At 42.5% G+C, this 23,466-nt stretch carries 21 protein-coding genes and 1 tRNA gene; 12 read left to right on the top strand and 10 right to left on the bottom strand.

The features are described from left to right. Positions 1–16: 16 nt before the first annotated feature. Positions 17–427: a hypothetical protein gene (locus ACO05P_RS10655; RefSeq protein WP_421750702.1), complete on the bottom strand. Its 411-nt coding sequence runs from the start codon at positions 425–427 to the stop codon at positions 17–19. 136 nt (positions 428–563) lie between these two features. Here ACO05P_RS10655 and ACO05P_RS10650 point away from each other — a divergent pair, with 136 nt between their 5' ends. From ACO05P_RS10650 to ACO05P_RS10625, 6 genes are all read left to right on the top strand, one after another. Next, on the top strand, positions 564–2,150 hold the full coding sequence (locus ACO05P_RS10650; protein ID WP_421750700.1) for a hypothetical protein: 1,587 nt from the start codon (positions 564–566) through the stop codon (positions 2,148–2,150). Positions 2,151–2,152: 2 nt separating this feature from the next. Then, the gene (locus tag ACO05P_RS10645; protein ID WP_421750698.1) at positions 2,153–3,094 is read left to right on the top strand and encodes a hypothetical protein; all 942 of its coding nucleotides are present in this window, start codon (positions 2,153–2,155) and stop codon (positions 3,092–3,094) included. 172 nt (positions 3,095–3,266) lie between these two features. Next, positions 3,267–3,767, top strand: coding sequence for a hypothetical protein (locus ACO05P_RS10640; RefSeq protein ID WP_421750697.1), 501 nt, complete (start codon positions 3,267–3,269; stop codon positions 3,765–3,767). 86 nt (positions 3,768–3,853) lie between these two features. Further along, positions 3,854–4,480, top strand: coding sequence for a hypothetical protein (locus tag ACO05P_RS10635; protein ID WP_421750695.1), 627 nt, complete (start codon positions 3,854–3,856; stop codon positions 4,478–4,480). 65 nt (positions 4,481–4,545) lie between these two features. Then, positions 4,546–5,214 carry a hypothetical protein gene (locus tag ACO05P_RS10630; protein WP_421750694.1) on the top strand — a complete coding sequence of 223 codons (669 nt, stop codon included), beginning with the start codon at positions 4,546–4,548 and terminating at the stop codon, positions 5,212–5,214. 554 nt (positions 5,215–5,768) lie between these two features. Then, positions 5,769–6,374, top strand: a complete 606-nt coding sequence (locus ACO05P_RS10625) for a hypothetical protein (protein ID WP_421750693.1) — start codon at positions 5,769–5,771, stop codon at positions 6,372–6,374. A gap of 930 nt (positions 6,375–7,304) precedes the next feature. Here the strand turns inward: ACO05P_RS10625 and ACO05P_RS10620 are convergent. Then, positions 7,305–7,389: transfer RNA gene (locus tag ACO05P_RS10620), tRNA-Ser, on the bottom strand. Between the two features lie 181 nt (positions 7,390–7,570). Between ACO05P_RS10620 and ACO05P_RS10615 the strand changes: the two genes are divergently transcribed. From ACO05P_RS10615 to ACO05P_RS10595, 5 genes are all read left to right on the top strand, one after another. Next, positions 7,571–8,434: a MotA/TolQ/ExbB proton channel family protein gene (locus ACO05P_RS10615; RefSeq protein ID WP_421750691.1), complete on the top strand. Its 864-nt coding sequence runs from the start codon at positions 7,571–7,573 to the stop codon at positions 8,432–8,434. Positions 8,435–8,447: 13 nt separating this feature from the next. Continuing rightward, positions 8,448–8,771: a hypothetical protein gene (locus tag ACO05P_RS10610; RefSeq protein ID WP_421750689.1), complete on the top strand. Its 324-nt coding sequence runs from the start codon at positions 8,448–8,450 to the stop codon at positions 8,769–8,771. Positions 8,772–8,777: 6 nt separating this feature from the next. Further along, positions 8,778–9,344 carry an ExbD/TolR family protein gene (locus ACO05P_RS10605; protein ID WP_421750688.1) on the top strand — a complete coding sequence of 189 codons (567 nt, stop codon included), beginning with the start codon at positions 8,778–8,780 and terminating at the stop codon, positions 9,342–9,344. A gap of 1 nt (position 9,345) precedes the next feature. Beyond that, positions 9,346–9,831: an ExbD/TolR family protein gene (locus ACO05P_RS10600; protein ID WP_421750687.1), complete on the top strand. Its 486-nt coding sequence runs from the start codon at positions 9,346–9,348 to the stop codon at positions 9,829–9,831. A gap of 119 nt (positions 9,832–9,950) precedes the next feature. Then, positions 9,951–10,514: an ExbD/TolR family protein gene (locus ACO05P_RS10595; protein ID WP_421750686.1), complete on the top strand. Its 564-nt coding sequence runs from the start codon at positions 9,951–9,953 to the stop codon at positions 10,512–10,514. A 374-nt stretch (positions 10,515–10,888) separates the two neighbouring features. Here ACO05P_RS10595 and odhB read toward each other — a convergent pair whose 3' ends face one another. Both odhB and ACO05P_RS10585 read right to left on the bottom strand, forming a co-directional pair. Continuing rightward, positions 10,889–12,115 (bottom strand): 2-oxoglutarate dehydrogenase complex dihydrolipoyllysine-residue succinyltransferase, encoded by a 1,227-nt coding sequence (gene odhB, locus ACO05P_RS10590; RefSeq protein WP_210760009.1) that lies wholly within the window; start codon positions 12,113–12,115, stop codon positions 10,889–10,891. 15 nt (positions 12,116–12,130) lie between these two features. Continuing rightward, entirely contained in the window at positions 12,131–14,878 is a 2,748-nt protein-coding gene (locus ACO05P_RS10585; RefSeq protein ID WP_421750685.1) for a 2-oxoglutarate dehydrogenase E1 component, read from the bottom strand. Between the two features lie 117 nt (positions 14,879–14,995). On the opposite strand from ACO05P_RS10585, the gene ACO05P_RS10580 reads away from it, so the two are divergent. After that, positions 14,996–15,631, top strand: coding sequence for a hypothetical protein (locus ACO05P_RS10580; protein ID WP_421750683.1), 636 nt, complete (start codon positions 14,996–14,998; stop codon positions 15,629–15,631). Here the strand turns inward: ACO05P_RS10580 and ACO05P_RS10575 are convergent. The 6 genes from ACO05P_RS10575 to ACO05P_RS10550 form a co-directional block, all read right to left on the bottom strand. After that, complete coding sequence (locus tag ACO05P_RS10575) at positions 15,628–15,927, bottom strand: hypothetical protein (RefSeq protein ID WP_421750682.1); 300 nt, start codon at positions 15,925–15,927, stop codon at positions 15,628–15,630. The two genes, ACO05P_RS10580 and ACO05P_RS10575, sit on opposite strands and share 4 nt — an antisense overlap. Further along, a complete protein-coding gene (locus tag ACO05P_RS10570; protein WP_421750680.1) occupies positions 15,924–16,886 on the bottom strand; it encodes a polyprenyl synthetase family protein in 963 nt (320 codons plus the stop codon). The genes ACO05P_RS10575 and ACO05P_RS10570 overlap by 4 nt, the downstream gene beginning before the upstream one ends. Positions 16,887–16,888: 2 nt before the next feature. Next, a complete protein-coding gene (gene rfbA / locus ACO05P_RS10565; RefSeq protein WP_421750679.1) occupies positions 16,889–17,755 on the bottom strand; it encodes a glucose-1-phosphate thymidylyltransferase RfbA in 867 nt (288 codons plus the stop codon). Between the two features lie 17 nt (positions 17,756–17,772). After that, complete coding sequence (locus ACO05P_RS10560; RefSeq protein WP_421750678.1) at positions 17,773–20,193, bottom strand: efflux RND transporter permease subunit; 2,421 nt, start codon at positions 20,191–20,193, stop codon at positions 17,773–17,775. A gap of 71 nt (positions 20,194–20,264) precedes the next feature. Then, on the bottom strand, positions 20,265–22,745 hold the full coding sequence (locus ACO05P_RS10555; RefSeq protein ID WP_421750677.1) for a DUF5686 family protein: 2,481 nt from the start codon (positions 22,743–22,745) through the stop codon (positions 20,265–20,267). Between the two features lie 94 nt (positions 22,746–22,839). Continuing rightward, a complete protein-coding gene (locus ACO05P_RS10550; protein ID WP_421750676.1) occupies positions 22,840–23,418 on the bottom strand; it encodes a hypothetical protein in 579 nt (192 codons plus the stop codon). Positions 23,419–23,466 lie beyond the last annotated feature (48 nt).

Genomic DNA, 23,466 nt, shown 5'->3' with positions numbered 1-23,466 from the left:
ATTGGATTTTATCTTTTCACCTAGCTACTTTATTAAACTCCAACATGCGCACCTTCCCTTTTATCTCAAGCTTGTTGATGCTAGCGGTATAATAGTAGAGGCTGTCTTGGAAATCAATTTTATCGACTTGAAGGCTCAAATCAGGATTTTGCTGGTTTTGGTATTTCGGATCAGTGCTAGAAACAAAGTGAAGAACATAATTGCAATTCGATGGCCATTCGATTTCCAGATGCAAACTATCTCCCCTTTGGTTAATGTTTAATTCATGAGAATGATTGCGGTAGATGAAAGAGCTGTCTGCTGTTAAAGATTGGAAAAGTCCCGTTTTAAGGCACTCACAATCTGGACTAGGACTCGTGCATGAAGCGGCCATTATGAGAGTGAATAGGACGGCAAAAGAGAGAACTAAGGCATTGTTTTTCTTCATGTGAGTGTCTGTAATCAGGTTGGGAGAATTATTTTTACCAAGATGCTAAATCTACTGCGAATATATAGTCAGTTTTCCTAATTGTGCTTTCTTCTGTTTTTAGTGCCAATGGCATCATTTACCTTGATTGGTTTTTGTGAAAACCAGGAGGGCAAGAAAAAAAACCATTCATATTATCAGGATTGTAAAAGAAGGGGATGATGTCTTTTATCGAGGTAATCCATTTTCAGGTAAAACTCCAAGAGAGACATTTGAGTTCTTGGCTGGAGATGAGATAGCTAGAGTGTGGCAAAGAAATGTTGGAGGTTTACGAAGGGTAAAGGACCCCAATGCACAATTTCTTGTAGCTGCTGAAACTTCCCAAAAAATAAGTCATGGAACAGAGTTTTCTGAAACACCTTTTACTTCGGTAAACATGTATTATAAATCTAGTTTTGATAAGGACATGTTTGATGTTACTACTGTCACGGAGGCCCGGCAAAGACGACTGGAATACCTCCTAGAAGATGCGGCAATGGGTCGTAGTAAAGGAATAAAGGTTGTGCTTTTGCTTCAAATTAAGGAACTTCGGAAGGTAATAGGGATCTTTCTAAACGAAGAGCGTCAAATGCAAAGGATTATATATTGGAAAGAATCAGGGAAATTAATCCAGATTACGATGAATCTAAGATATCTGTTGAATACGAAGGAGCTCAAAATGCGGATGAAAGTGAGTAATCTGAGGGTGAAGCAAGAAGAGTTGAAATTAGAAGTATTTATGAATAATTTATTTAGAGGAATTATTTTGATTTATATTTCTTTTATTGGATTCAATCTGCGGGCTCAGAGTGAAAATGAACTTGCACTGTTGTCTAAGAAAAAAGAGGGTTATGAGCGAATAGTTGAAGGGTATTTAAAAGAGTTTTACGCAGATGGATCCTATGCATACTCTGTTAGTATGATCCGCGGTGAGTTTCAGGATAGTTTAATTCGATACAGGTTGAATGAGGGTGATTTTGAAGGCTTTGTGATGGGGGAGTATGAGGGTTATGAAGTGTCACTTATGAAGGCAAAATACAGTAATGTGGTATCAACTTTATATAGTCTTAAGACTGACACCTCATTTAATTTATTGTATCAAATAGGAAAATTGAATTCTAGTTTCTCTATTGTAATCTCCAGTCAATCGATTTATTCATATAATCAGAGGCGCTTAATTGACTCAATCTATTTGCCGGATTTCATATCAGATACAGTTATGAGTTATCCAATTTGTGATGTAGTTGTTGCGCATTCGTGTCCGGGAATAAATCAGATTAAGTTTGTGCTTAAATATGAGGGTTTTAGTAGTATTATTTTTGTTATAAACATTGATGATATTGAGGACAATAGTGTAGCTACAGGAGATTTTGAATACTACTTTAATATTCCATCTTCTGAGTATCCTTTAGCTGGAATCTCTAATCAAGTTCGGTATGTGAATAATGAGATCGAGTCTATTAAATATTATGACATGTTTAGTGGGGATTTGGGTTTAACCGAATTGGAAAGATTTTTTGAAAGCCAACGAGGCTTTATACCTAAAATGGCCATAGGAGTGGGGAGGTATACTTTAATTGAAAGAAGTTTAGATAAGGATCCTGATGAGAGTTTAAATCAGATCGAGGTGATTGGAGAGGACGATGAGGATGTAGATGAAGTGGATTCTTCTGAAAGGCGAGTAGATGTAATATCAAAATATTAAGAATGAATGCGAAAATTGTAATGTTAGTAATTCTAATAGGTTTTCACTTTTTTTATTCTAACGCTCAAAGCAGTAGTCGATTTCAATCGCGGTTAAAAGATGAGAGGGGATATATTCGAGAATGGTGCTTTGATCATTTAAAAGATACGGAAGAAGGGGAATGGAAATATGTTGATTTAAAATTAGGAAATGAAATTTTTGATAGTGTAACAAGGCTCAAAGTTGAAGGAGACTTGTTGCATGGTACTGCTGTTTTAGACTATGGTGAAGCAAATGTATCTGGGCACTTTTCTACTTCAGATAGTTGTCAGATAAGTCTAATAACTCTTGATTCAAGTAATTATCTGACATGGGTAATGGATATTCATTTAGATGAATTAGATATACGTATTGGTTTAGATATAGATAGTTTTTTCGTCTTCAGAAATCAGAAATTAGTAAAGAAGTGGAACTCCACAAATGATACTGCTGAAAGTAGTATCAAATTTGGTGATGGGAATCATGAAATTAGATTAGATTATGGGTCACATGCACGATCAGAGTACATTGATACCAAGAAGTTGCTCTTATATGTGAATGGAATAGAAGTCTATAATTTTAGCCATGAATTATTAAAGAAAAAGGCGTACCAAGATTCATTAGCCATTGGCTCATCTTGGATAGTTTTTATGGAAGAAATGAATTTGGAGAATGGATTGGTGAAATCCTTAATGATGTCGTTCATTAAGGATCAGAGTTTGGATGTCACAAATCTTGTCAGGTTTGATTACCATGATATGAATCAAGTCGAACTGGTGTCAAATCTATTGGGTTGGGGTGAGGATAATTTAAGTGTTTTTGATATGGATGGATATTCATACTCCGAAATAGGTTATTCCGTAGTTTATCGAAGCGGTAGATACTATCTCCATAAACGACCTAATATTGATTACATTTTTAATTGATTTGAGTAACTCATATTGTTTATTCATTTATTTCAATAGGTTCATGTCCAGGAGAAAAGTGAGGATACCTGCAATTCTTTGCTGTGTTTTAGCTCCACCGTGTAATTTTTTTAAGGTGTAAAAAGCAGAAGACGCTTATAAATGGACTTATAGCCAATTACCTTCGATCAATATGAATAAGGGTTTTTTACTTAAGCTGTTCTTTGCACTTTTCCTTTTTGCCGGATGTAGTGTTTTAGATCTGGGAAACAATGAACCGATAATTGTAACAAGCGAGTATTTTATAAATCCCCGGTTTAATGAGTATAACAGATCCTTTGGTGTCCAAAAGTTGAGATTAAAGGAAGGGGTGGGTGAGGATTTATTAATGGCAGAGTGCCTTAAAGCCAGTTATTTTCCAGTAGATAGTTTTGAAGTGGACCCCGATTTTGATTTTCTAGCCTTTATTAAGCCATGGGATGAAAGCTGGAAAAAAAAGAAAGTTTATTTTAATCAATACAATGGATTTTTATGGGAGAAGACCAGGTTTGAGAGGACGGATACTACAATCGGTAATCTTGAATTCAATACTTGGTATCGTTTCCATGGTGTATATGATGAGAATGTATTCAGCTTAGTCTGCTATGTAAATGAATCTGGTGGGGTGCGAAAATTTGTTGTCAGTCACTATTAGGCTTTAGCTAAAGACTTCTAGGCTTAAATGACAACAAATACCGCTCTGTCATATATTTACGGAAAAGCTCTTTATCTTCCAGACCTATGCTGCGCAAATTTCTATTCATCGCCAGGATTCCATTTTTAGGGCTTCTTTTAGTTGGGGCTCTTGCCGCCTGTAAACCAACAAGGGAGCAAGCCGTTTCTGAGCCAGACCTTTACAGCGATCTGGTATTCGATTTACAGCATTTAGTATCCTTCACCTATGGAGATCTTCGCTCCGATTTTCAAAGGGAGTATAAAAGGATTAAGAATCCTGATGTCTATGATAGTTTGATGCAAGAGATGGTTCAAGTAGTGGAGGAAATGATGTTGATTTCAGGGGAATACGGCGGAGGCTTGGATCCCCATTCATTAAGGTTTAAGGGAGATACTAGCACCAGTATGGCACAGGCTGCTATTACAGAGAATATAGGCTTAATCCAACGAATGAAGAGTTTAAGGGACTCGCTTCAAAAAAGCGATTGGAGTTTTGAACAAGGCTCGGGCTTAAAAAGGGAGGCCCTGAAGATGAGTACCTCTGCATTGCTTTTTTATGAAAGTGTGCAAGCGGGAGAAATTCCATTGGGTCGTTTTCATTATCGAATGTTGGTTTATGCCGGACAAAGCTATTATTGGGGGATTAAGTTTATTCGGGCAAGATCTGCGCTTCGGCAAGTGGAGATCGATTAAGCTTCGATAGCTGGGTATGCAAAAGAGCTCATTAGAGGGAATCCATGCCGAAAATGCCATGAAATATGCTGCGTAAAACACTTTTAATCAACGGATTTCTACTTTTTTCTTCGGCAACTGCATATGGGCAAACTGAGCTCAGGGTTTGCAAATATCGTTACACCCTAAATCAACCCTTATTAAAGAATAAAGGTACCAGAATCTACTCCGGTACAGTAGATCAGTTTTCATTGATACGAGGGGAATGGCAATTTCGAATTTATTGCGATTTAGGACAGGATTGCTACATTTTTGATCCCTATTGTTATTCCTTAACTCAAGATGGGATTTCACTTCAGTTTATTGGCGATAGAGGAGATACAATACGCTATAGTCAATTTAGTTTTAAGGATAGCCTCCGGTCTATTGATGAAATTGAACAGGACCTTGATCGGAAATTTGGGTACTCGTACTATCTTGGTGATACCATAATCATTATAGAGGATAGGGAATTTGATTGCTTTCACTTTGCTTTAAAAGCGGAGTTTGGGCAAAGAGAAGGGCCATTATATAAGCATGTGGACCTCTACCTAAGGAAGTCGGATTTACTTGAGATTCTGAGAGTGGAGCTGGTGCGTGATCAGCATGGTCAACTAAGCTTGAGCTCAAGATTGCAATACCGGAGGGAGCTGGATTTTGAAGCAGCTAAAAGAGAATGGTGCCTGGAAGATGTGTTGGAGAATTGGCCAAATTAATAACTTGGAAGATTTGCAAAACAGGCGACTAGTTTTTAAGAAGCTTTTATAGAACACTCATTAAAAAGATGAACGCTAAACAGCCTGAACAAGGGGCGTACTTATGCGGGATATTTGGAAAAATATTGGACAAAACCTCCTAATTGTACTTGCTTATTTTGCGGTTTACTTAGGGCTTGCTTGGAGGGAATCCGGAGGAGATATGTTTGTAATGCTATTTACCACGGGAACGGCGCTATTCCATGCCTTCGTATTATTGATACTCGCCATATACTTTGATCGAAAGAACAGCTACTTTGGGCTATTGGGAATTTTGCTGGGCTTAGGCATCAGTCTAATGCTGATTAAAAATGTTCTTCCATAGCTCGTTTTAAGAGCCGGAAATAGGTCTTAGGGAGCCTTAGTTGAAATAGGGAGGGAATTGCATTCGAGTCAGTAATTAAACAAAACAGAACTGGATCAAAATTTTGATTTGATCCTTGATAATTCAATTATTAAATCTAAAACCTACTTAAGTGGTTCACGATTTTCGGGGTATATTTAAAGCTACATCTATGGCTAGATCAATTCTCACCTTATTTCTAACACTTTTATTTCATTGGCCAGCTTTTGCGCAATTGGACGAAAATGAAATTAATCAAGGCATAGCCGAATCAACGGAAGCTTTTTTGCAATCTAAAATGGAGGCGCATTCGGATACTTGTCATGCTTATCAAAAGCAGTTGACATCTATCTACAGGAATATCTCACCGATTGCTAATGAACCTAACATTCGAGTAAAGGAACAGGACTTAAAAGGCTGGGATTATTCTTATCAATTTGAAAAAAGAGAACTAAGATTTGTAGTGCAACACTTTGGATTGCGATATCGTGTTTTATTGGGTTTCTCGGATGAGGTAATCTATTATTCAAAGCCCAGCATGAATTCTAGAAAGGTTAATGACTTAAAGCTGTTTGCTGCTCTTAATATTGAGGAGTATGGAGATCTTTTTGAATTTGTAGACTGTGAGTGCAATCATTTTGAAATGGCGTCTTTAAGCTTTACGCTGATCAGTGTTTTTAACCCGGAATCTAAGCTTTGTCAATCCTGGCTTATACCTGAAAGATGTGATGGTTCTTCTGATGGAATATTTTATCTATTAGTCGAGGCATGTGAATAGATTCGAGACCAATCATTGGTGCAAATGTGCTTTCTCTACTCTCCCAGCGTAGCGTTCTCAATTCTCATTTCTATCCAAAACCATCGGCTTGTTGGGCTTCCTGCATTCATTGCGTTGCTAGCAAGCAGTCCTATACGATAAATGAAGTTTTGAAAGGAGATACAAGTCTCAACTCTCCCAGCGAAGCGGTCTCAATTCTCACATCTCTCCAAATCCTATGACTTAACGGGCTTTTCTCACTCCTTGTGTTACTAGCAATCAGTCCTTTACGATAAATGAAGATTTAAAAGGAGATACAAGTCTCAACTCTCCCAGCGAAGCGGTCTCAATTCTCACATCTATTCCAAAGCCTTCGGCTTGTCGGGCTTCTTTCATTCCTTGTATTACGAGCAAGCAGTCCTTTGTGATAAATGAAGTTTTGAAAGGATATACAAGTCTCAAATCTCCCAGCCCCTCGGTCTCAATTCTCACATCTACCCCAAAGCCTTCGGCTTATCGGGCTTCTTTCATTCCTTGTATTTCGAGCACGCAATCCTTTACTATAAAAGAAGTTTTGAAAGGAGATACAAGTCTTAAATCTCCCAGCGAAGCGGTCTCAGTTCTCACATCTATTCCAAAGCCTTCAGCTTGTCGGGCTTCTTTCACTCCTTGTATTACTGGCAATCAGTCCATTACGATAAAAGAAGTTTTGAAAGGAGATACAAGTCTCAACTCTCCCAGCGAAGCGGTCTCAGTTCTCACATCTAAAAAAAGAGATTAACTCCTTCCAGTCCTTGATCCCTTATTGGAGTCCATAACCAAGAATCCCGAGCCTTCGCCGTGCTCATGGCTCTGGTCTTTTTTCTTGCCCATTTCCCTCAAGCTCGCTTTGCTACTTGACGTCATGGGCAAAAAAAATCCCGAAACAGCTATCGCTGATCGGGATTCTTGCGGAGAGAGAGGGATTCGAACCCTCGATACCTTGCGGTATACACGCTTTCCAGGCGTGCCATTTCAGCCACTCATGCACCTCTCCTTCTTGGGCCTGCGAAATTAGAAAATATCTATGATAAATTAACCCAGATTTTATATTAAGCCCAAAATGTGTATTAGTTTTGACGCTTCGAAAGCAAATGCCAATATTAAAGGACTTTGGCCGTTAAGCTTTCGAGCCATTTTTTTATTTTCACCGAAAATTTAATCAACGAACTACTGTAATGAAAAGAGCACTCTCTATTTTGGCTGTACTAGCCATTATGTTTGGAACCACAAATTTGATGGCCCAAGAGGAAGGCAATACAGCAGCTGCGGCTGAGGAAACTGCCACTGAAGACACTACTCAACAGGATATGGGCGACACCGCAGCAATGGAAGCTGCAGAAGAAGCTCCTGCTCAAGAAGAAGCCGCTCCTGCAACTACTGAAGAAGAAACTGCAGTTGAAGAGGATATGTCTTTCCACCAGGTATTGAAAGAAAAATTCATCGAAGGTGGTCCTGAATTCATGGGTATCGTATTAATTACCCTGATCTTAGGTTTGGCCATCTGTATCGAGCGTATCCTTTACCTCAATATGGCTACTCCAAACGCCAAGAAATTATTAGCTGAAATCGAAAGTGCCCTGCAAAGCGGTGGTGTGGAAGCGGCCAAAGAAGTTTGTCGTAACACCCGCGGTCCGGTGGCCAGCATCTTCTACCAAGGTTTAGAGCGCAGTGGCGAAGGTATCGAGATGGTTGAAAAATCTATCGTTTCCTACGGTTCTGTACAAATGGGTCTTTTAGAGCGTAACGTATCTTGGATCTCTCTTTTCATCGCTTTGGCTCCTATGCTTGGGTTTATGGGTACTGTAATCGGTATGATCGACGCCTTCGACGCGATTGAAGCAGCGGGAGATATTTCTCCATCACTGGTAGCAGGGGGTATTAAAGTGGCCCTTTTGACCACTGTATTCGGTTTGATCGTAGCGATTATCTTACAGATTTTCTACAACTATATCATTGCGAAAATTGACTCTATCGTGAACACCATGGAAGATGCTTCTATCACTTTGGTGGACATGTTAGTTCGTTTCGAAAACAAATAATTAGACGATTAAGATGGTAGATACTGGACTTTATATCACTTATGTCCTGATTGGGATTTGCGTTATTGGCATCTTAGGATTTTCCGTGCTCAATATTGCAAAGAACCCAGGTGGGGCTAAAAGTGCCCTTGTCGGTATCGTAGGTCTGATCGTAATCTTTGGTTTGACTTACGCACTGAGCGACGGCACGGATGCAACTACAACTTACGCTAAGTTGGATATTACCGAAGGCACTTCTTCCCGTATTGGTATGGGATTAGGAACCTTCTATGTGTTAACTGCTGCAGCAATCGTAGCGATTCTGTATTCAGAAGTATCTCGTTTATTCAGTAAATAATTCACTATGGCAAAGCGTGCATTACCCGAAATTAATGCCGGCTCGATGGCAGACATTGCCTTCTTACTGTTGATCTTCTTCCTCGTGACCACTACCATGGACGTGGATTCAGGGATCAACCGTAAGCTTCCGCCATGGGATGAAGAACAATTGCAAGACCCTCCCCCCATTAAAAAGAAGAATATCTTCACCGTTCTGGTAAACTCCCGCAACCAATTATTGGTAGAGGATGAATACATGGAACTCGAAGACCTTCGTGAGGCAGCAAAGCGCTTCCTTAATAATAATGGCGACGGAAAATGTGATTACTGTACCGGTGGTCTAAGAAGTCCTTCTTCCTCAGATAATCCTGGTAAAGCAATTATTTCTCTGCAAAACGACCGTGGTACTTCCTACAAGATGTATATCTCTGTACAGAATGAACTGGCGGCTGCCTATAATGAGCTTCGGGAAGAATTGGCTCAGCGCCGATATGGCAAGTCCTATGATGATCTGGATGAGGCTGCTCAGAAAGAAATCAGCGATGCCTATCCCCAAAAGATCTCCGAAGCAGAACCGGTAAGTTTAGGTTAATATGTCAAAGTTTAAGAAAAAATCAGGAGGCGGTACTCCCGCGATTTCTACGGCTTCTCTTCCGGATATCGTATTTATGCTACTGTTCTTCTTCATGGTAACTACCGTTATGCGGGAAGTAACCTTAAAGGTGAAGAACGAAAAGCCATTTGCGACCGAGATTAAGAAGTTGGAGCGTAAATCTTTGGTAACCTACCTTTATGTAGGTAAACCTAAAGCTGCTTATGCTCCCCAATTGGGAACAGAGCCCGTCCTGCAATTAGACGATGCGATCGCTCGTGTTGGTGAAATACAACCTTTTGTTATTGCCGCCCGCGAGGAGATTAACGAAGCTGAAAGACCCTTGATGACGGTTTCCATTAAAGCGGATGAAGACGTGAAAATGGGATTCATTACCGATATCAAACAGGAATTGCGTAAAGCAAATTCCTTGAAAATAAACTACTCTACCCGTAAGGGAGAGGTTTTCGAAGACAGACGTAAATAGTCTGAGAATACAGTATTTGTTGGAACATCCGCTTCTCGATTGAGGGGCGGATGTTTTTTTATGCCCTATTGCCAATACCAGAGTTCGACGGCTGCCCGTTTTCTTAAAAACAATTGATTATGTCGAAACGCGCTTCTGCTGAGATTAATGCCGGTTCTATGGCCGACATTGCCTTCCTTCTTCTCATTTTCTTTTTGGTAACCACCACCATGGATGTGGATGCCGGTATCACTCGAAAGCTACCGCCCATTCAGGATAAACCCTTGCCGAATTCCAGTATTATTCACCAAAGGAACATCTTTACGGTTTTGGTAAATGCTCAGGATAAACTGATGGTCGAAGGGGAGTTGATGGCCCTCGAAGACCTGCGTAAGGCTACTCGGGACTTCTTGAATAATAATGGCGATGGAACTTGTGAGTATTGTTTAAATGCCAAACAAAGTCTTAGCTCTTCAGATAATCCCCAAAAGGCGGTGGTGTCTTTACAAAATGATCGTGGAACCAGCTATAAACTCTATATCGCGGTGCAAAATGAATTGGCTGCAGCCTATAATGAACTAAGGGAAGAAATGGCGCAGAAGCGTTTTGGTAGGCCTTTAAAAGATCTTTCTGATGCGGCCCAGGAAGAGATTAAAATGGCCTGGCCCCAAAAGATCTCTGAGGCGGAACCGGTAGAATTGTAAGCGGACTAATTAAAGATGCTAAGGAGGGAAACAATGCTCTGGCAGGATTGAAGAAATGAAGTTATTTCTTGATCCTAGGTCAAGGTGTTCTGCTTTGTCTTACTAGGACTAGATTGCCTGCCTTAGCCTTATTGGGAGTATTATATAATCGGGCCATGCTTTCACTAAGCTTCAAGAATTGTTCAAAGCGTTGATTAGGGGTCAAGGAAATTTGCTTCTCTTCTTGAGCCTGTTTACTTGCGAACTTATCTATAAAGCTTTTTTGCATTTAGTAAAGATATTAAACTGCAGGTAGAACTCAGCTTAGCCTAAGGAGTATCCCATCAAAAAAGCCCGACCATCTGGCCGGGCTTTTCATTATGCTAATTTCCTGATTAAAGCTCTAAGGCTTTTTTAGGATCATTGTTCATCAATAATTCGGCTGGGTTTTCCAAGGCTTCTTTAACCGCTACCAGGAAGCCTACCGACTCACGTCCGTCAATAATACGGTGATCATAGCTTAGAGCTACGTACATAACCGGACGAATCACTACCTGGCCATTTTCTGCTACCGGACGCTCCACGATGTTGTGCATGCCTAAAATAGCGCTCTGGGGAGGGTTAATGATTGGGGTAGACAACATTGAGCCAAATACACCGCCATTGGTAATGGTAAAGGTTCCACCAGTCATCTCATCAACGGTAATCTTACCATCGCGAACCTTAGTAGCCAAGCGCTTGATGTCTTTCTCAACACCCGCGAAGCTCATTAATTCGGCATTGCGCAGTACAGGAACCATTAAACCTTTAGGTCCGCTTACCGCGATGCTGATATCAGCATAATCGAAGCTCACTAAATTGTCGCCATCGATCATACTATTTACCTGTGGGAATTCTTTCAAGGCGCGAGTTACCGCCAAGGTGAAGAAGCTCATAAAGCCAAGACCAACTCCATGCTTTTCTTTGAAGTCTTCTTTATACTGTTTACGCAGATCGAAAATAGGCTGCATATTCACCTCATTAAAGGTGGTAAGCATCGCCGTTTCATTCTTAACGCTAACCAGACGCTGAGCCAATTTACGACGCAGACTGCTCATACGAGAAGTGCTGCTTGGACGAGCGGCATTGCTTGGCGTTCCCATGCTGGCCTCTGCTTTAATAGCATCGTCCTTGGTAATACGGCCATCACGACCGGTACCGGTAATCTGACTGGGATCTAATCCTTTTTCGTCAATAATCTTTTTCGCTGCAGGAGAGGCAGAACCCGTAGCATAGCTTTGCTTACTTTCTTCTTTAGCCTCAGCCTTTGGGGCAGGGGCCTCTTCTTTCTTCTCCTCAGCTTTGCTTTCCGCTTTAGGGGCACTACTACCACCTTCTGGAGCGGCGGCATCGGTGTCTATGGTTGCAATCACCTGACCTACTTCTACCGCTTCACCTTCCTCAGCAATTAGCTTGATTACGCCGCTTTCTTCGGCGGGTAAAGCCAGGGTAGCTTTGTCAGAATCGATCTCGGCGATCTCCTGATCTTTTTCAACATAATCGCCATCGGCCACCAACCAACTGGCAATCTCTACTTCGGAAACCGATTCTCCGGGTGAAGGAACTTTAACTTCTACACTCATGGTAATTATTGAAATCTAGGTGTTGAATATTTCTTGGATTAGATTATTGTGCTTGAGGGCAGCCAATTTCGATGATCCCGCAGCAGTACTGGCACTGGCCGGAGTGGCGAATACCTTGTTCACCTTAACAGGGAAATTGATTTGCACATACCAGGAGGCTCCCATATTCATAGGTTCTTCCTGGGCCCAGTATATTTCATCGGCATTCGGATAGCTGGCAATCAAATCATTGATCTGCTCCGAAGCTAATGGATACAATTGTTCTAAACGAATAAAAGCACGGTCTTCTACCAGCTTCTCATCGCGAACCTTATCAAGATCATAATAAAGCTTGCCACTTAGGAAGAACAACTTCTTCACCTTTGAGCGGTCTTCAATCCGTGGATCATCTAATAATTCACGGAAACGTCCGGTGGCCAAATCTTCTAAGGGAGACTGTACCTTAGGATGACGCAATAAGCTCTTTGGCGTCATTACCACCAAGGGCTTACGGAAATCCCGCAACATCTGGCGACGAATCATATGGTAGAAGTTCGCCGGAGTGGTAATATTTACCACTTGCATATTGTACTGGGCACATTGCTGTAACCAACGCTCTAAACGTGCGCTACTGTGCTCTGCACCTTGACCTTCATAGCCATGAGGCAGATACAATACCAATCCGTTTTGCACCTTCCACTTGTCTTCCGCGGCGGATAAGAATTGGTCAACAATAATTTGCGCGCCATTAAAGAAGTCGCCAAACTGCGCTTCCCAAACTACCAAGGTTTCGGGTGAGCTCATGGCATAACCATAGTCGAAGCCCATAACGCCATACTCGGAGAGTAAAGAGTTATAAATGGCAAACCGGCCTTCGCGGCCAGGGATATTATTGAGCAGGATATGCTCCTCTTCAGAATCCTCTACCTTAATTACCGCATGGCGATGGGAGAAGGTACCACGTTCGGTATCCTCACCACTAATCCGCACATTATAGCCATCCACGATTAAGGAGCCATAAGCCAATAATTCGGCCATACCCCAATCCAGGCTATTGCGCTCATCCACCATTTTCCAGCGATCTTCCATCAATTTCTTGATCTTCACGAAGAACTTTTTGCCTTCGGGTAAAGTGGTAATGGTACGGGCAATGGATTTCAGTTTATCCAGATCAAATGAACTGTCAATAGACTCCGAGAAGTCTACGGGCTCGGCAGTACGGAATCCGTCCCACTCATCAGCCATAAACTGGGTAATATTGTTTTTCTCAATTTTCTTCGATTCGTCGAAGCGCATTTCCAACACTTCCTTAAAATCGTTTTCCAGACTCTTTAAAAAAGCCTTGTCAATCACCCCGTCCTGTTCAAGCTTCTTAGCGTAAATCTCTTTGGGATTAGGGTGTTTGTTAATCTCCTTGTACAATAAAGGCTGGGTAAAGCGAGGCTCATCCCCCTCATTGTGCCCGTATTTACGGTAGCATAAGAGATCAATAAAAATATCGCGGTTGTAGCGCTGGCGGTATTCCATCGCAAACAGGGTTGCGTGGATAACAGCTTCTACATCATCACCATTTACGTGAAGCACTGGGGCTTGTACGGTCTTGGCAATATCAGTACAGTAAATACTGGAACGCGCGTCCAGATAATTGGTGGTAAAGCCCACCTGATTATTAATTACAATGTGTACAGTACCGCCAGTATGGTAACCATCGAGGGTTTCCATTTGCAGTACTTCATACACAATACCTTGAGCAGCCACGGCGGCATCACCATGGATCAAGATGGGCATTACTTTCGATTTCTCTTTGCCATAGGCCGTGTTAATCTTGGCCCTGGCAATACCGGTTACTACGGCATCTACCGCCTCTAGATGCGAGGGGTTTGGAGAGAGGTTTAATTTGATGGTTTTGCCACTGTCCAATTCCTTGGTGGTGGTATAGCCTAAGTGATATTTTACATCTCCGTCAAATTCGGCATCCAAGAATTCCTTGCCTTCAAACTCCGAGAAGATATCTCGTTGGGTTTTTCCAAAGATATTGGAGAGAACATTCAAGCGTCCACGGTGAGCCATGCCCATCACAAACTCTTCTACGCCCAATTTGGCCGCGCGGCGAATACCGAATTCTAAGGCAGGAATTAAGCTTTCAGCTCCTTCAATAGAGAAACGCTTTTGGCCTACGAACTTACGGTTGATGAAGTTCTCAAAAGCAACGGCTTCATTCAGTTTATGAACGATAAGCTTCTTATCATCCGCCGTATAGTTCGGGTGATTATTATTAATGTGCAATTGACTTTGAATCCAGCGAATACGCTCGGGATCGCCAACATACATATATTCAATACCAATACTACGGCAGTATACTTCCTCCAGTCGCTGAATAATTTCCGCCAGGGTCTTGCTCTCGGTAAAGCCAATTTCCTTGGCCGCCTGAAAAGGAAGGTTCAGATCACTTTGCTGTAATCCGAAATTTTCGATAGTAAGTTTGGGCTCATATTCCCGTCGACTCCGAACGGGGTTGGTGGCAGTAAACAGGTGGCCTCGGGTACGGTATCCGTCAATCAGGGCTAATACCTGAAACTCTTTGCGAATCTCGGCTACAATCTCATCATGATTGTAAGCGATACCCGCTGCTTGTTCGTCTCCGTATTCTTCCCGGGCAAAATCGTAACCTTGGAAAAAAGCCCGCCAACTGGGTTCAATGTTATCCGGACTTTTTAGGTAACGTTGATATAGATCGTCAATAAAGGTACTGTGTACTCCTCCAAGAAAGGAAAATCTGTCCATGATTTACGCGTCGCGAAATTGGCTACAAAATTAGGATAAAAATAATGCGTTAAGTCTTCAATGTGCTTTATTATCACTATTTGCTATCCTTAATCTATTGCGCTTATTTTTGTTTTCATGAAAAAGTCACTTTTCCTGCTTTTACTACTTAGTTTGGTGGCCTTCAATTCATCGGCCCAAAGCGATAGATTTAAGAAGAATCCCAAATCTGGCCAGGAACAGAAGAAGGAAGAAGCTAAGCCTCAAGCTCCATCTCAAGCTAAAAAGGGAGCAACTCCCCTTAAAGATCGCCTAATCTATGGTGGCGGTGCCGGTTTAAGTTTTGGCAATAACACCAATATTTTTTTGGCTCCCCAGGTGGGCTATAAGGTTAACGATAATTGGGTGCTAGGTGCAGGATATATGTATAACTACGTAAAGTGGAATCAGATTTATTCGGGAAATCAGATTATTCCGGTCGATTTTGAGAATCAGGTACACGGCCCTAATGTCTTTAGTAATTATTCTTTCAGCAAATTTTTCGTGGGATCTCAGTTTGAGCTTTTAAATCACGATGTCTATATCTACAATCTTAATACTCTGGATTTTGATATCGAGAATAAATGGACCCCGGTTCTGTTTTTACAAGGAGGTTTTAAGCAGGATATTGGTCGAAAAGGCCAGATGTTAATTGGCTTACGCCTGAATGTACTCGATGGGGGCGATTCGCCTTATTCTACTTCTTGGGCGCCTATTTTCCAGATTTTCTTTTAAATCTTACCGCTGTATTGGGCTCTGAAGATCACTTTTTGAGCCTCTCGTTCCAGAATTTTCGCGGCTATTTCCTGGGGCCTTTCGGCGGATAGGATTTCAAGGTCAATGCGATACAGCAGCTGAGCCAGATCTATTTTATTGAGATTTGCCTCTAACCACTCATTAAGCCATTCCAGCAAGTTTTGGTTTGGTACCTCCATTAGTTCTATACCTAAGTCCTTGGCCAATTGGGCCCGGAGATCCTCCAATAAATTGAGATGAGCCGGAACTTGCTTAAGCTGGTGCCAGAATTTCATCGATCACGATGACTAAGCCATTGGGCAAATTGCGCCAATTCATTCTTCAATTCTACATCAGGAGCATGAGCTGCCTCCAAGGCTTCCAGGGCCTCTTTTAGCAGGGAATCGCGTTTGGCTTCGGCCTTAGCCTTGGCTCCACAGGCGATCATCCATTCGCGATAAGCATTAACCTTTTCATCGCCTTCCAACTGGTCAAGGCGCAAATCTGACCAAGCTTCGCGATCCAACTCGCGGGCATATATCATCAAGATTGTCTTTTTATCCTGGAGGATGTCACCACCGGCTGTTTTGCCTACTTTTTCAGGATCGCCAAAGGCATCCAGTAAATCATCTTGTATCTGAAAGGCCAAACCGGCATTGATACCAAAATTGTAGAGCGATTGCGCGGCCATTTTATCAGCACCGGCTACCAGGGCTCCAATTTTTAGAGCAGCCCCTAAAAGTACCGCGGTTTTTTGGCGAATCATAAGCAGGTATTCGGCCTCTGCCACCTCCTCGCGATTCTCAAAATTCATGTCTCTTTGCTGCCCTTCACAGATCTCAAGCGCCGTTTGCGAAAAGCAATCCAGAACGGCAGGCAAAATTTGCGCTTCTACCTGGGCAATGTATTGATAGGCCTTTACCAACATGGCATCTCCCGAAAGGATGGCAATGTCGCGGTTCCATTTTTTATGCACTGTGGCCTGCCCACGGCGAAGGTTGGCCTCATCCATAATATCATCATGTACGAGGGAGAAATTATGGAAGACTTCAATTCCTAAAGCAGGCATTAGGGCCTTGCTTGCCGCTGCACCAAAAAGTTCGCAGGCGGCAAGGCTAAGTGCCGGACGTAAACGCTTTCCTCCCAGAGCCAGGATATAGCCCATGGGGGCATAAAGTTCAGCTGGACTTTGATCAAAATTCTGCTGAGCCAGTGTACGTTCCACCAGCTTAACATAGTCCGGAATTCTCTGCATGCTTAGTCTACTTTAATCAGATCCATCAAGTAGCGACCGTAGCCACTTTTCAGCAAAGGCTGCGCGATTTCTTCAAGCTGGGCATTATTGATAAAACCTTGTCGCCAGGCAATTTCCTCAATACAACCGACTTTCAGACCCTGACGTTCTTCAATTACCTGAACAAACTGGCCGGCTTGCATTAAGCTCGGAAAGGTTCCGGTATCGAGCCAGGCTGTACCCCGGTCTAAAATACCTACTTGTAGCTTTCCTGCCTGGAGGTATTCTTTGTTTACATCTGTAATCTCGTATTCGCCCCGAGCAGAAGGTTTAAGGTTCTTGGCAATATTTACCACTGCATTATCATAAAAGTACAGCCCCGGTACCGCGTAGCGGGATTTGGGTTTAGCGGGCTTTTCTTCAATAGAAACCGCCTTAAGATTCTCGTCAAAATCTACCACTCCATAGCGTTCGGGATCCGAAACCTGATAGGCGAACACCACCCCACCGTCGGGGTTCTTGCTGTTTTGCAGCAGATCCTCCATCTTGGAACCATAGAAAATATTGTCGCCCAAAACCAAAGCAACGCTGTCATCACCAATAAAATCTTCCCCAAGTACAAAAGCCTGGGCCAGGCCATTGGGTTCATGTTGTACTGTGTAGTGAAACTCACAACCTATGCGGCTACCATCGCCCAAAAGCTTTTCGAAAAGTGGCAAATCGTGAGGGGTAGAGATGATTAAGATTTCTCGAATTCCAGCTTGCAATAGGGTGCTCAATGGATAGTAAATCATTGGCTTATCGTAAACGGGCATCAACTGTTTACTAATTGCCAGGGTAAGTGGGTGTAAACGCGTTCCGGAGCCTCCGGCCAATATGATTCCTTTCATGCTGGGGTTTTTAGAGTTTATTCTATCGACAGCTCTTTTTTTGGACTTGGGGTCTCCTGATTAGGGAATTCCGGTTCATCATCGTCCTCATCATCATCTTCGTCTTCCTCATAAATGGTAATATAAGGCTCAGTAAAGGACTTATTAATGATCAGTTTTTCAAAGCTAAGCAATAAGCTTGGCAAGAGCAGTAAATTGCCAATCATTGCGATGATAAGGGTTATACTCACTAGTATTCCCAGAGCTACAATACCGCCAAAGCTTGAGGCTGTAAATACGCTAAAGCCAAAGAACAATACCACAGAGGTGTAGAACATGCTCACTCCCGTTTCGCGAATAGCCAATAATACAGATTGCCCAATATTATAGCGCGTAATCTTTAGTTCTTGTCGATATTTTGCCAGGAAATGGATGGTATCATCAATACTAATTCCAAAAGCTACACTGAAAACCAAAATAGTACTGGGCTTTAAGGGTATACCAAAGAATCCCATGATCCCCGCTGTCATCAATAAAGGGAAGAGGTTAGGAACTAGTGATACCAATACCATGGCAAAGGAGCGAAAGATAAGGGCCATTACTAAGGCAATAACACTAATTGCCAAACCCAGACTTACGATTAGGTTTTTAATAAGATAGGTAGTGCCCTTTTGGAAGACCATCCAGGCTCCGGTTACCGTAACATCGTAACGATCGGCTGGGAAAATTTCGGCGATATTAGCCATTAGGGCTTCCTGCAAATAGGCTGATTCCTCTTTACCCATATCTTCTACCTGCATGCTAATACGCGCATAGCGTCCGGTGCTGTCTACCATGGATTGCATCAGGCTGTTGCCATCTTCACTATCATTGGGAATATAGGAGAGTACGAAACTGCGGTCTTGAGATCCCGGTAATTCGTAAAAGTCGGGTTCCCCTCGGTAATAGGCTTGCTTCACGAACTTTAATCCGTTTACAATCGAAAGAGCCTTGCTTACCCCAGGTACTTCTTGCATAGCCTCCTGTAAGCGATCCATTCTTTTGAGGGTGCTGTTTTTATAGGCCCCACCTGGGTTGCGAGTGTCGATTACCAATTCTAAGGGAACTACCCCGCCAAAGCGATCTTCTAAAAAGCGCAAATCCTGGAATACGGGATCACTCTTTTTAAATTCTTCACTCAAATTACCGGTGGTATAAATCTTGGAGATCCCTATTCCGGCAATTACCAGCAATAATACCAATCCGCTGTAAACATAGGGGCGGTGGTACATGGAGGCGCGAATCAACCAGTCGATAAAGCCTTTAATCCAGCGTTTTTCCAGATGTTTATAATGTCTTTGTTTCGGTGGGCGAGCAAAGCTGTAGTATACCGGAATTACAATGATGGAGATTACGAATACCATCATCACATTTAGGGAGGCTACAACCCCAAATTCCTTTAAGATAGTGCTATCGGTGAGAATCAAAGAGGCGAATCCCATGGCAGTGGTGGCATTAGTCATTAAAGTAGCCGCACCAATTTTGCGAATTACCCTTTGTAAGGCCTTTATACGATTGCCATGGTTTTTAAATTCCGAATGGTATTTGTTGATCAGGAAGATGCAGTTGGGTACGCCGATGACAATGACCAGCGAAGGAATCAAGGAACTGAGCATGGAGATCTCATAGTCCAAAACGGATATTAACCCGAAGGACCAGAATACTCCCAAGACTACCACGCCCAGCGAAATAAGCATGGCGCGCGCACTGCGGAGAAAGGCAAAGAGAATTAAGGCAGTTACCAGCATTGCCAAACCTACCAGCAGGAAGATTTCCTTACTTACCTTTTTGGTATTGGCCATGCGAATATGAGGCAGACCACTAATTTTTATATCGCGACCAATATGAGCTTCCGCCACTTCGGCGCTTTCCTTAATACTTTCTACGATGGTTACAATCTGCCGTACATAAAGCTGCTCTGAATCTATCTGCACTAACATTAGTGGAACCTGGCCATCTTCACTGCGCAGTAAGCCCTGGTAAAAGGGAAGTCGACTGAAGAGGTTACGCATACTGTCGAGCTTACCACTGCGGAAACCGGGGTTCATCGATTGATAGTACAGTTTTTGAATACTATCATTGCGTAAAAGGTTATAGGCATTAACTGGCGAAAGAACGCCAACCACTCCCGGAATAGCGTTTAGCTCATCTTGTAAGCGCTGCCATTGGGGGTAAAGCTCAGGGTCAAAAACATCGAAACTATCAATTGCCAAAACCACGGTATTGCCAACTTGATTAAAGCGTTCTCGGAATACATCGTATTCCACTTGTGCACTATCGGTCTTGGGAAGTAAGCGTGAAAACTTGAAACTTACCTGTACGTACTGCCCCTCCCAGGCCATGAAAAAACTGAGGAAGAGCAAGCTGCTTAGAACCGTTATCCGGTTCCTGAGGATAAGTCGGGCAATGAATGTAAACATCCGTGGCTAAGCCAAAAAGAATTTGGGCAAAACTACTAAAACTGTGTGGCTCAGAGCACGGAAATGACGTCTTAAAAACTGAACTTGGAACTTAGCTTAAAGGCAAAGTTGTGCAAAGGCTCTGCTAATTGATTTGGTCCGTAGCGGTAATAAACGCCAATTCCCAGTCCCAGCAGGTTGCTTACATAGAGGCGGTTAAATTCCAAACCACTTTCGAAATAGCCATGCTTTAAATCCTTCACACCAATATTTTTATGCAGTTCAGGTTTGGCTAAAGTTCCAAAAGCTATCCGGTGCACCATCTCCAAATGAGGCTCAAATCCCGATCGCTTGTAAAAGGTACTGCGGAAATCCTGGCGCCACATCAAACTAATCATTCGATCATTGAGGAACTCATTAAAGCGCATGGTCTCAAAGGCGTGACGATCGGGAACGGCATAAAAAGTAGCTTCCCAATAATTCGAAATAGTACGGAAATTGGCCGCTGGGGTAAAGAGTTTTGTTGCCGGAACATCGCCCCAAACAGCGGCAGCGCGCAAGCGAATACTGGTTTCGCCATAGCCACGGCTTAAGCGCTTGTACTCAGCTTGAAAAAGTGCGCGGGTATAATTGTAGTCCCCTTGCCAATAATCGTTCATACCTTCACTTACATGCAAGGAGAAGACCGGGTATCGTTGGCGGAGCTTAATTTTCCCGATCGGAGTTTCTGCATACTCTTCTGCCGGAGCATAGCGTAATCCAATGGCTACTTCGCTAAACTCAAACCAATCCCGATTAGTTGTGAAATCCGAGAATTGGTAGTTGCCGACGGTATTAAGCCTTTCATGCAAGGTGCTTAAGTCTAATTGAATATTGGGAAGTGGATCAATGCGCATGCCTAGGCGAATTTGCTGATTGTAATCCCATTGCTCAATACTAATGCGACGGTAATTATTTTGGAAAATGGATTGCGCATCAATGCCGGGCATACCAAATCCGGAGGTTTCGAAAATGTCGGATTTATAGCGGGCGTACACTTGCCAGCGGAGGTTTTTGTGGAGCTCATAATTGATATGACCTCCGTATTTATGGGCCTTATCCTTAAATCCATAAGCGTAGAAAGCGCCTAATTTTAAGCGATCATGAAAGCGTTCATTGGTCTCAAAGGCGGCCCCCAGACGGAATCCTTCGTATACATTGTAATTCAGCACGCTGCCAATGTCCAGGTTTACATAGTAGATGGGGATATAACCTCGACTCAAGGTGAGAAAGATATTCAAGCTGCGTTCAAAGTTTTCTGCCTCAGAAATACTATCCACAAAGGTATAAGTGTTGGCCTCCAGGCTGTCTAACACATCCCCACGAAAGGCATTCAATAAAGAATCTACTTCTGCTTGATCTTTTTCTTCAATGGTTAACTCGGCATGGGAGATATCCGAAAATTTCAATTTGGGATCCAGGTCGATTCGCATTAAACGCCTACGCATAATTGCCCGGGGCACGGCTTTATTAATGCTAAACATCCTTAGTTTGATATCTGCCTCGAAGGAAACAGGAAACCAGGTGTGGGGTCCAAAACGACGGTATTCTTGACTGATTTCTATGGGTAAGCTTTCTTCTGAGGCCGGGGTAGCGCGTACATTCACAATCGCCCAATCGCGAGAGTCGATATTGATTACTCCTTGCAGAGCTTTAAAACCGGTATTAGGTCGGGGACGAAAACTTAAAGTGAAAATGGTATCACCACTTTCGGTGAAGAGGCTATCTTCCAAAACAAAATAATAGCGTTTGGTGCTCCCCTTACTGATGGGATTTAGATATTCCCCACCACTAATTCCGATATAATCACTGTAAAAAGAGAAAGATTGCAATTGGGTGACCAGCAGTGAAAACATGGGATTTTTGAATCCTGAAGTTCGGTTGGCAATCACCTCCTCATTATCCCGAGGGCGTTTGAATTTCCGCTGGGTAAGAGTCTCCATAAAGAAGAGGTGTTTATCGGAAAAGTATTGATGCAATTCGAAGCCACTACTGTCAATCTTTACAATGCTATCCGGCTGATCTGCTTTGAGGCTGTCGATGCGATCAGAAAGCATGACGGTATCAATATCGGGATCGATAGAGTCGAGGTTGAGGGTAACAATAAACTTGCTGTAAGAATAATAGCTGAATTGATCCAGTTCTTCCGGATCATTGGCTTCCTTGTTTCGCACGGCATTTTCAACCATGCGGTGAGCAGGATTTTCGCCAGGTAAAACGGTTACTTCTCCTAAAGTGGTTTTGGTTTCTATTAAAACGACCAGCTTAGCTTTGGTCTCTAAATTAGGGCCTGTTAAACTTTGGGACTCAAAACCAATATAACTGAAGTCAAGGCTATTAATTGGCGCTGTGCTTTCCAGTTGGTAGAAACCATCCAGATCGGTAGTTCCCCCGCGGCCCCCTTTGTTAATGGTAATATTTACGAAGGGTAAGCCCTTGCCGTCTTCATCTACTACGCGGCCTTCTATGCTATGCTGGGAAATAAGAGTAAGGGGGAGGCTAAGTAAAAAACAGAGTTGTATCAGTGTCTTCATAGTGTGCATCTAAAGATACAGACACCGCAATTAGTATGCGAAGTTGCCTGGGATTTGTGAATGGAAAGCGAAAACTTCCTGGAGGGGAAGCACCTTAGGGTTTGATAAAGCCAAGACATTCCAGCTCTAAGAGTTTGTTCTTCAAGAAATCGAAATGACCTTTTGTGAGCTCATTCCTCTCTGTTCTTGTAAACCTACAGTCCCCATTTTGACATTCAAATTCAAGTTTTTCTTGTTTCTGAAAATTTAGAAGCCCATGAATGTATTTGGATGATTTGGAAATTGTGAATTGAGATCCGTCTATATCCGCTACAATAATGCTGTCTGTTTTATAGCGAACTGTGTATTGTTGGTAAATGCTCGTGCATATACCCTGAAAACCGTAACCATTACCATAGAAATACCAGGTGCCGGACCTTTCGCCATTGTGATAATTTCCACTTAGAATTTTTCGATCTCTGTAAAATTGCGCTCTCTTAGTTTGGGCGCGGGCTTCACCCTGCAATAGACTTTTTTCAAATCGGTGATAATAGAACCTTCGCACCAGGGAAAAGCTATCCAAACGAGAAATATGTTCTGAAAAATGACCCTTTAGAGTATCAGATCCGTTGATGGTGAAAAGACAGGTAGAGTCCAATTGCGAAGGACTTGCTTCAGTGATTTGTGCCCTCATAGTTAAGGAAAGGGTGATCAAGCTAGCTAGCAAGTAGGGGATTTTGAT

Origin of the sequence: Croceimicrobium sp. (assembly GCF_965228705.1) — a bacterium.
In the GTDB taxonomy this organism is placed as follows: Bacteria; Bacteroidota; Bacteroidia; order Flavobacteriales; family Schleiferiaceae; genus Croceimicrobium.
The sequence above is the reverse complement of the archived record's forward strand: the minus strand, read 5'-3'. Positions and strand labels throughout refer to the sequence as shown.

What these genes read in the sequence shown, in the direction of transcription:
- ACO05P_RS10555 (WP_421750677.1), bottom strand. Translation starts at nt 22,745, where the DNA reads ATGAAGACACTGATACAACTCTGTTTTTTACTTAGCCTCCCCCTTACT.
- ACO05P_RS10655 (WP_421750702.1), bottom strand. Translation starts at nt 427, where the DNA reads ATGAAGAAAAACAATGCCTTAGTTCTCTCTTTTGCCGTCCTATTCACT.
- odhB (WP_210760009.1), bottom strand. Translation starts at nt 12,115, where the DNA reads ATGAGTGTAGAAGTTAAAGTTCCTTCACCCGGAGAATCGGTTTCCGAA.
- ACO05P_RS10605 (WP_421750688.1), top strand. Translation starts at nt 8,778, where the DNA reads ATGGCAAAGCGTGCATTACCCGAAATTAATGCCGGCTCGATGGCAGAC.
- ACO05P_RS10595 (WP_421750686.1), top strand. Translation starts at nt 9,951, where the DNA reads ATGTCGAAACGCGCTTCTGCTGAGATTAATGCCGGTTCTATGGCCGAC.
- rfbA (WP_421750679.1), bottom strand. Translation starts at nt 17,755, where the DNA reads ATGAAAGGAATCATATTGGCCGGAGGCTCCGGAACGCGTTTACACCCA.
- ACO05P_RS10575 (WP_421750682.1), bottom strand. Translation starts at nt 15,927, where the DNA reads ATGAAATTCTGGCACCAGCTTAAGCAAGTTCCGGCTCATCTCAATTTA.
- ACO05P_RS10630 (WP_421750694.1), top strand. Translation starts at nt 4,546, where the DNA reads ATGCTGCGTAAAACACTTTTAATCAACGGATTTCTACTTTTTTCTTCG.
- ACO05P_RS10625 (WP_421750693.1), top strand. Translation starts at nt 5,769, where the DNA reads ATGGCTAGATCAATTCTCACCTTATTTCTAACACTTTTATTTCATTGG.
- ACO05P_RS10640 (WP_421750697.1), top strand. Translation starts at nt 3,267, where the DNA reads ATGAATAAGGGTTTTTTACTTAAGCTGTTCTTTGCACTTTTCCTTTTT.
- ACO05P_RS10615 (WP_421750691.1), top strand. Translation starts at nt 7,571, where the DNA reads ATGAAAAGAGCACTCTCTATTTTGGCTGTACTAGCCATTATGTTTGGA.
- ACO05P_RS10560 (WP_421750678.1), bottom strand. Translation starts at nt 20,193, where the DNA reads ATGTTTACATTCATTGCCCGACTTATCCTCAGGAACCGGATAACGGTT.
- ACO05P_RS10610 (WP_421750689.1), top strand. Translation starts at nt 8,448, where the DNA reads ATGGTAGATACTGGACTTTATATCACTTATGTCCTGATTGGGATTTGC.
- ACO05P_RS10550 (WP_421750676.1), bottom strand. Translation starts at nt 23,418, where the DNA reads ATGAGGGCACAAATCACTGAAGCAAGTCCTTCGCAATTGGACTCTACC.
- ACO05P_RS10635 (WP_421750695.1), top strand. Translation starts at nt 3,854, where the DNA reads ATGCTGCGCAAATTTCTATTCATCGCCAGGATTCCATTTTTAGGGCTT.
- ACO05P_RS10600 (WP_421750687.1), top strand. Translation starts at nt 9,346, where the DNA reads ATGTCAAAGTTTAAGAAAAAATCAGGAGGCGGTACTCCCGCGATTTCT.
- ACO05P_RS10585 (WP_421750685.1), bottom strand. Translation starts at nt 14,878, where the DNA reads ATGGACAGATTTTCCTTTCTTGGAGGAGTACACAGTACCTTTATTGAC.
- ACO05P_RS10580 (WP_421750683.1), top strand. Translation starts at nt 14,996, where the DNA reads ATGAAAAAGTCACTTTTCCTGCTTTTACTACTTAGTTTGGTGGCCTTC.
- ACO05P_RS10570 (WP_421750680.1), bottom strand. Translation starts at nt 16,886, where the DNA reads ATGCAGAGAATTCCGGACTATGTTAAGCTGGTGGAACGTACACTGGCT.
- ACO05P_RS10645 (WP_421750698.1), top strand. Translation starts at nt 2,153, where the DNA reads ATGAATGCGAAAATTGTAATGTTAGTAATTCTAATAGGTTTTCACTTT.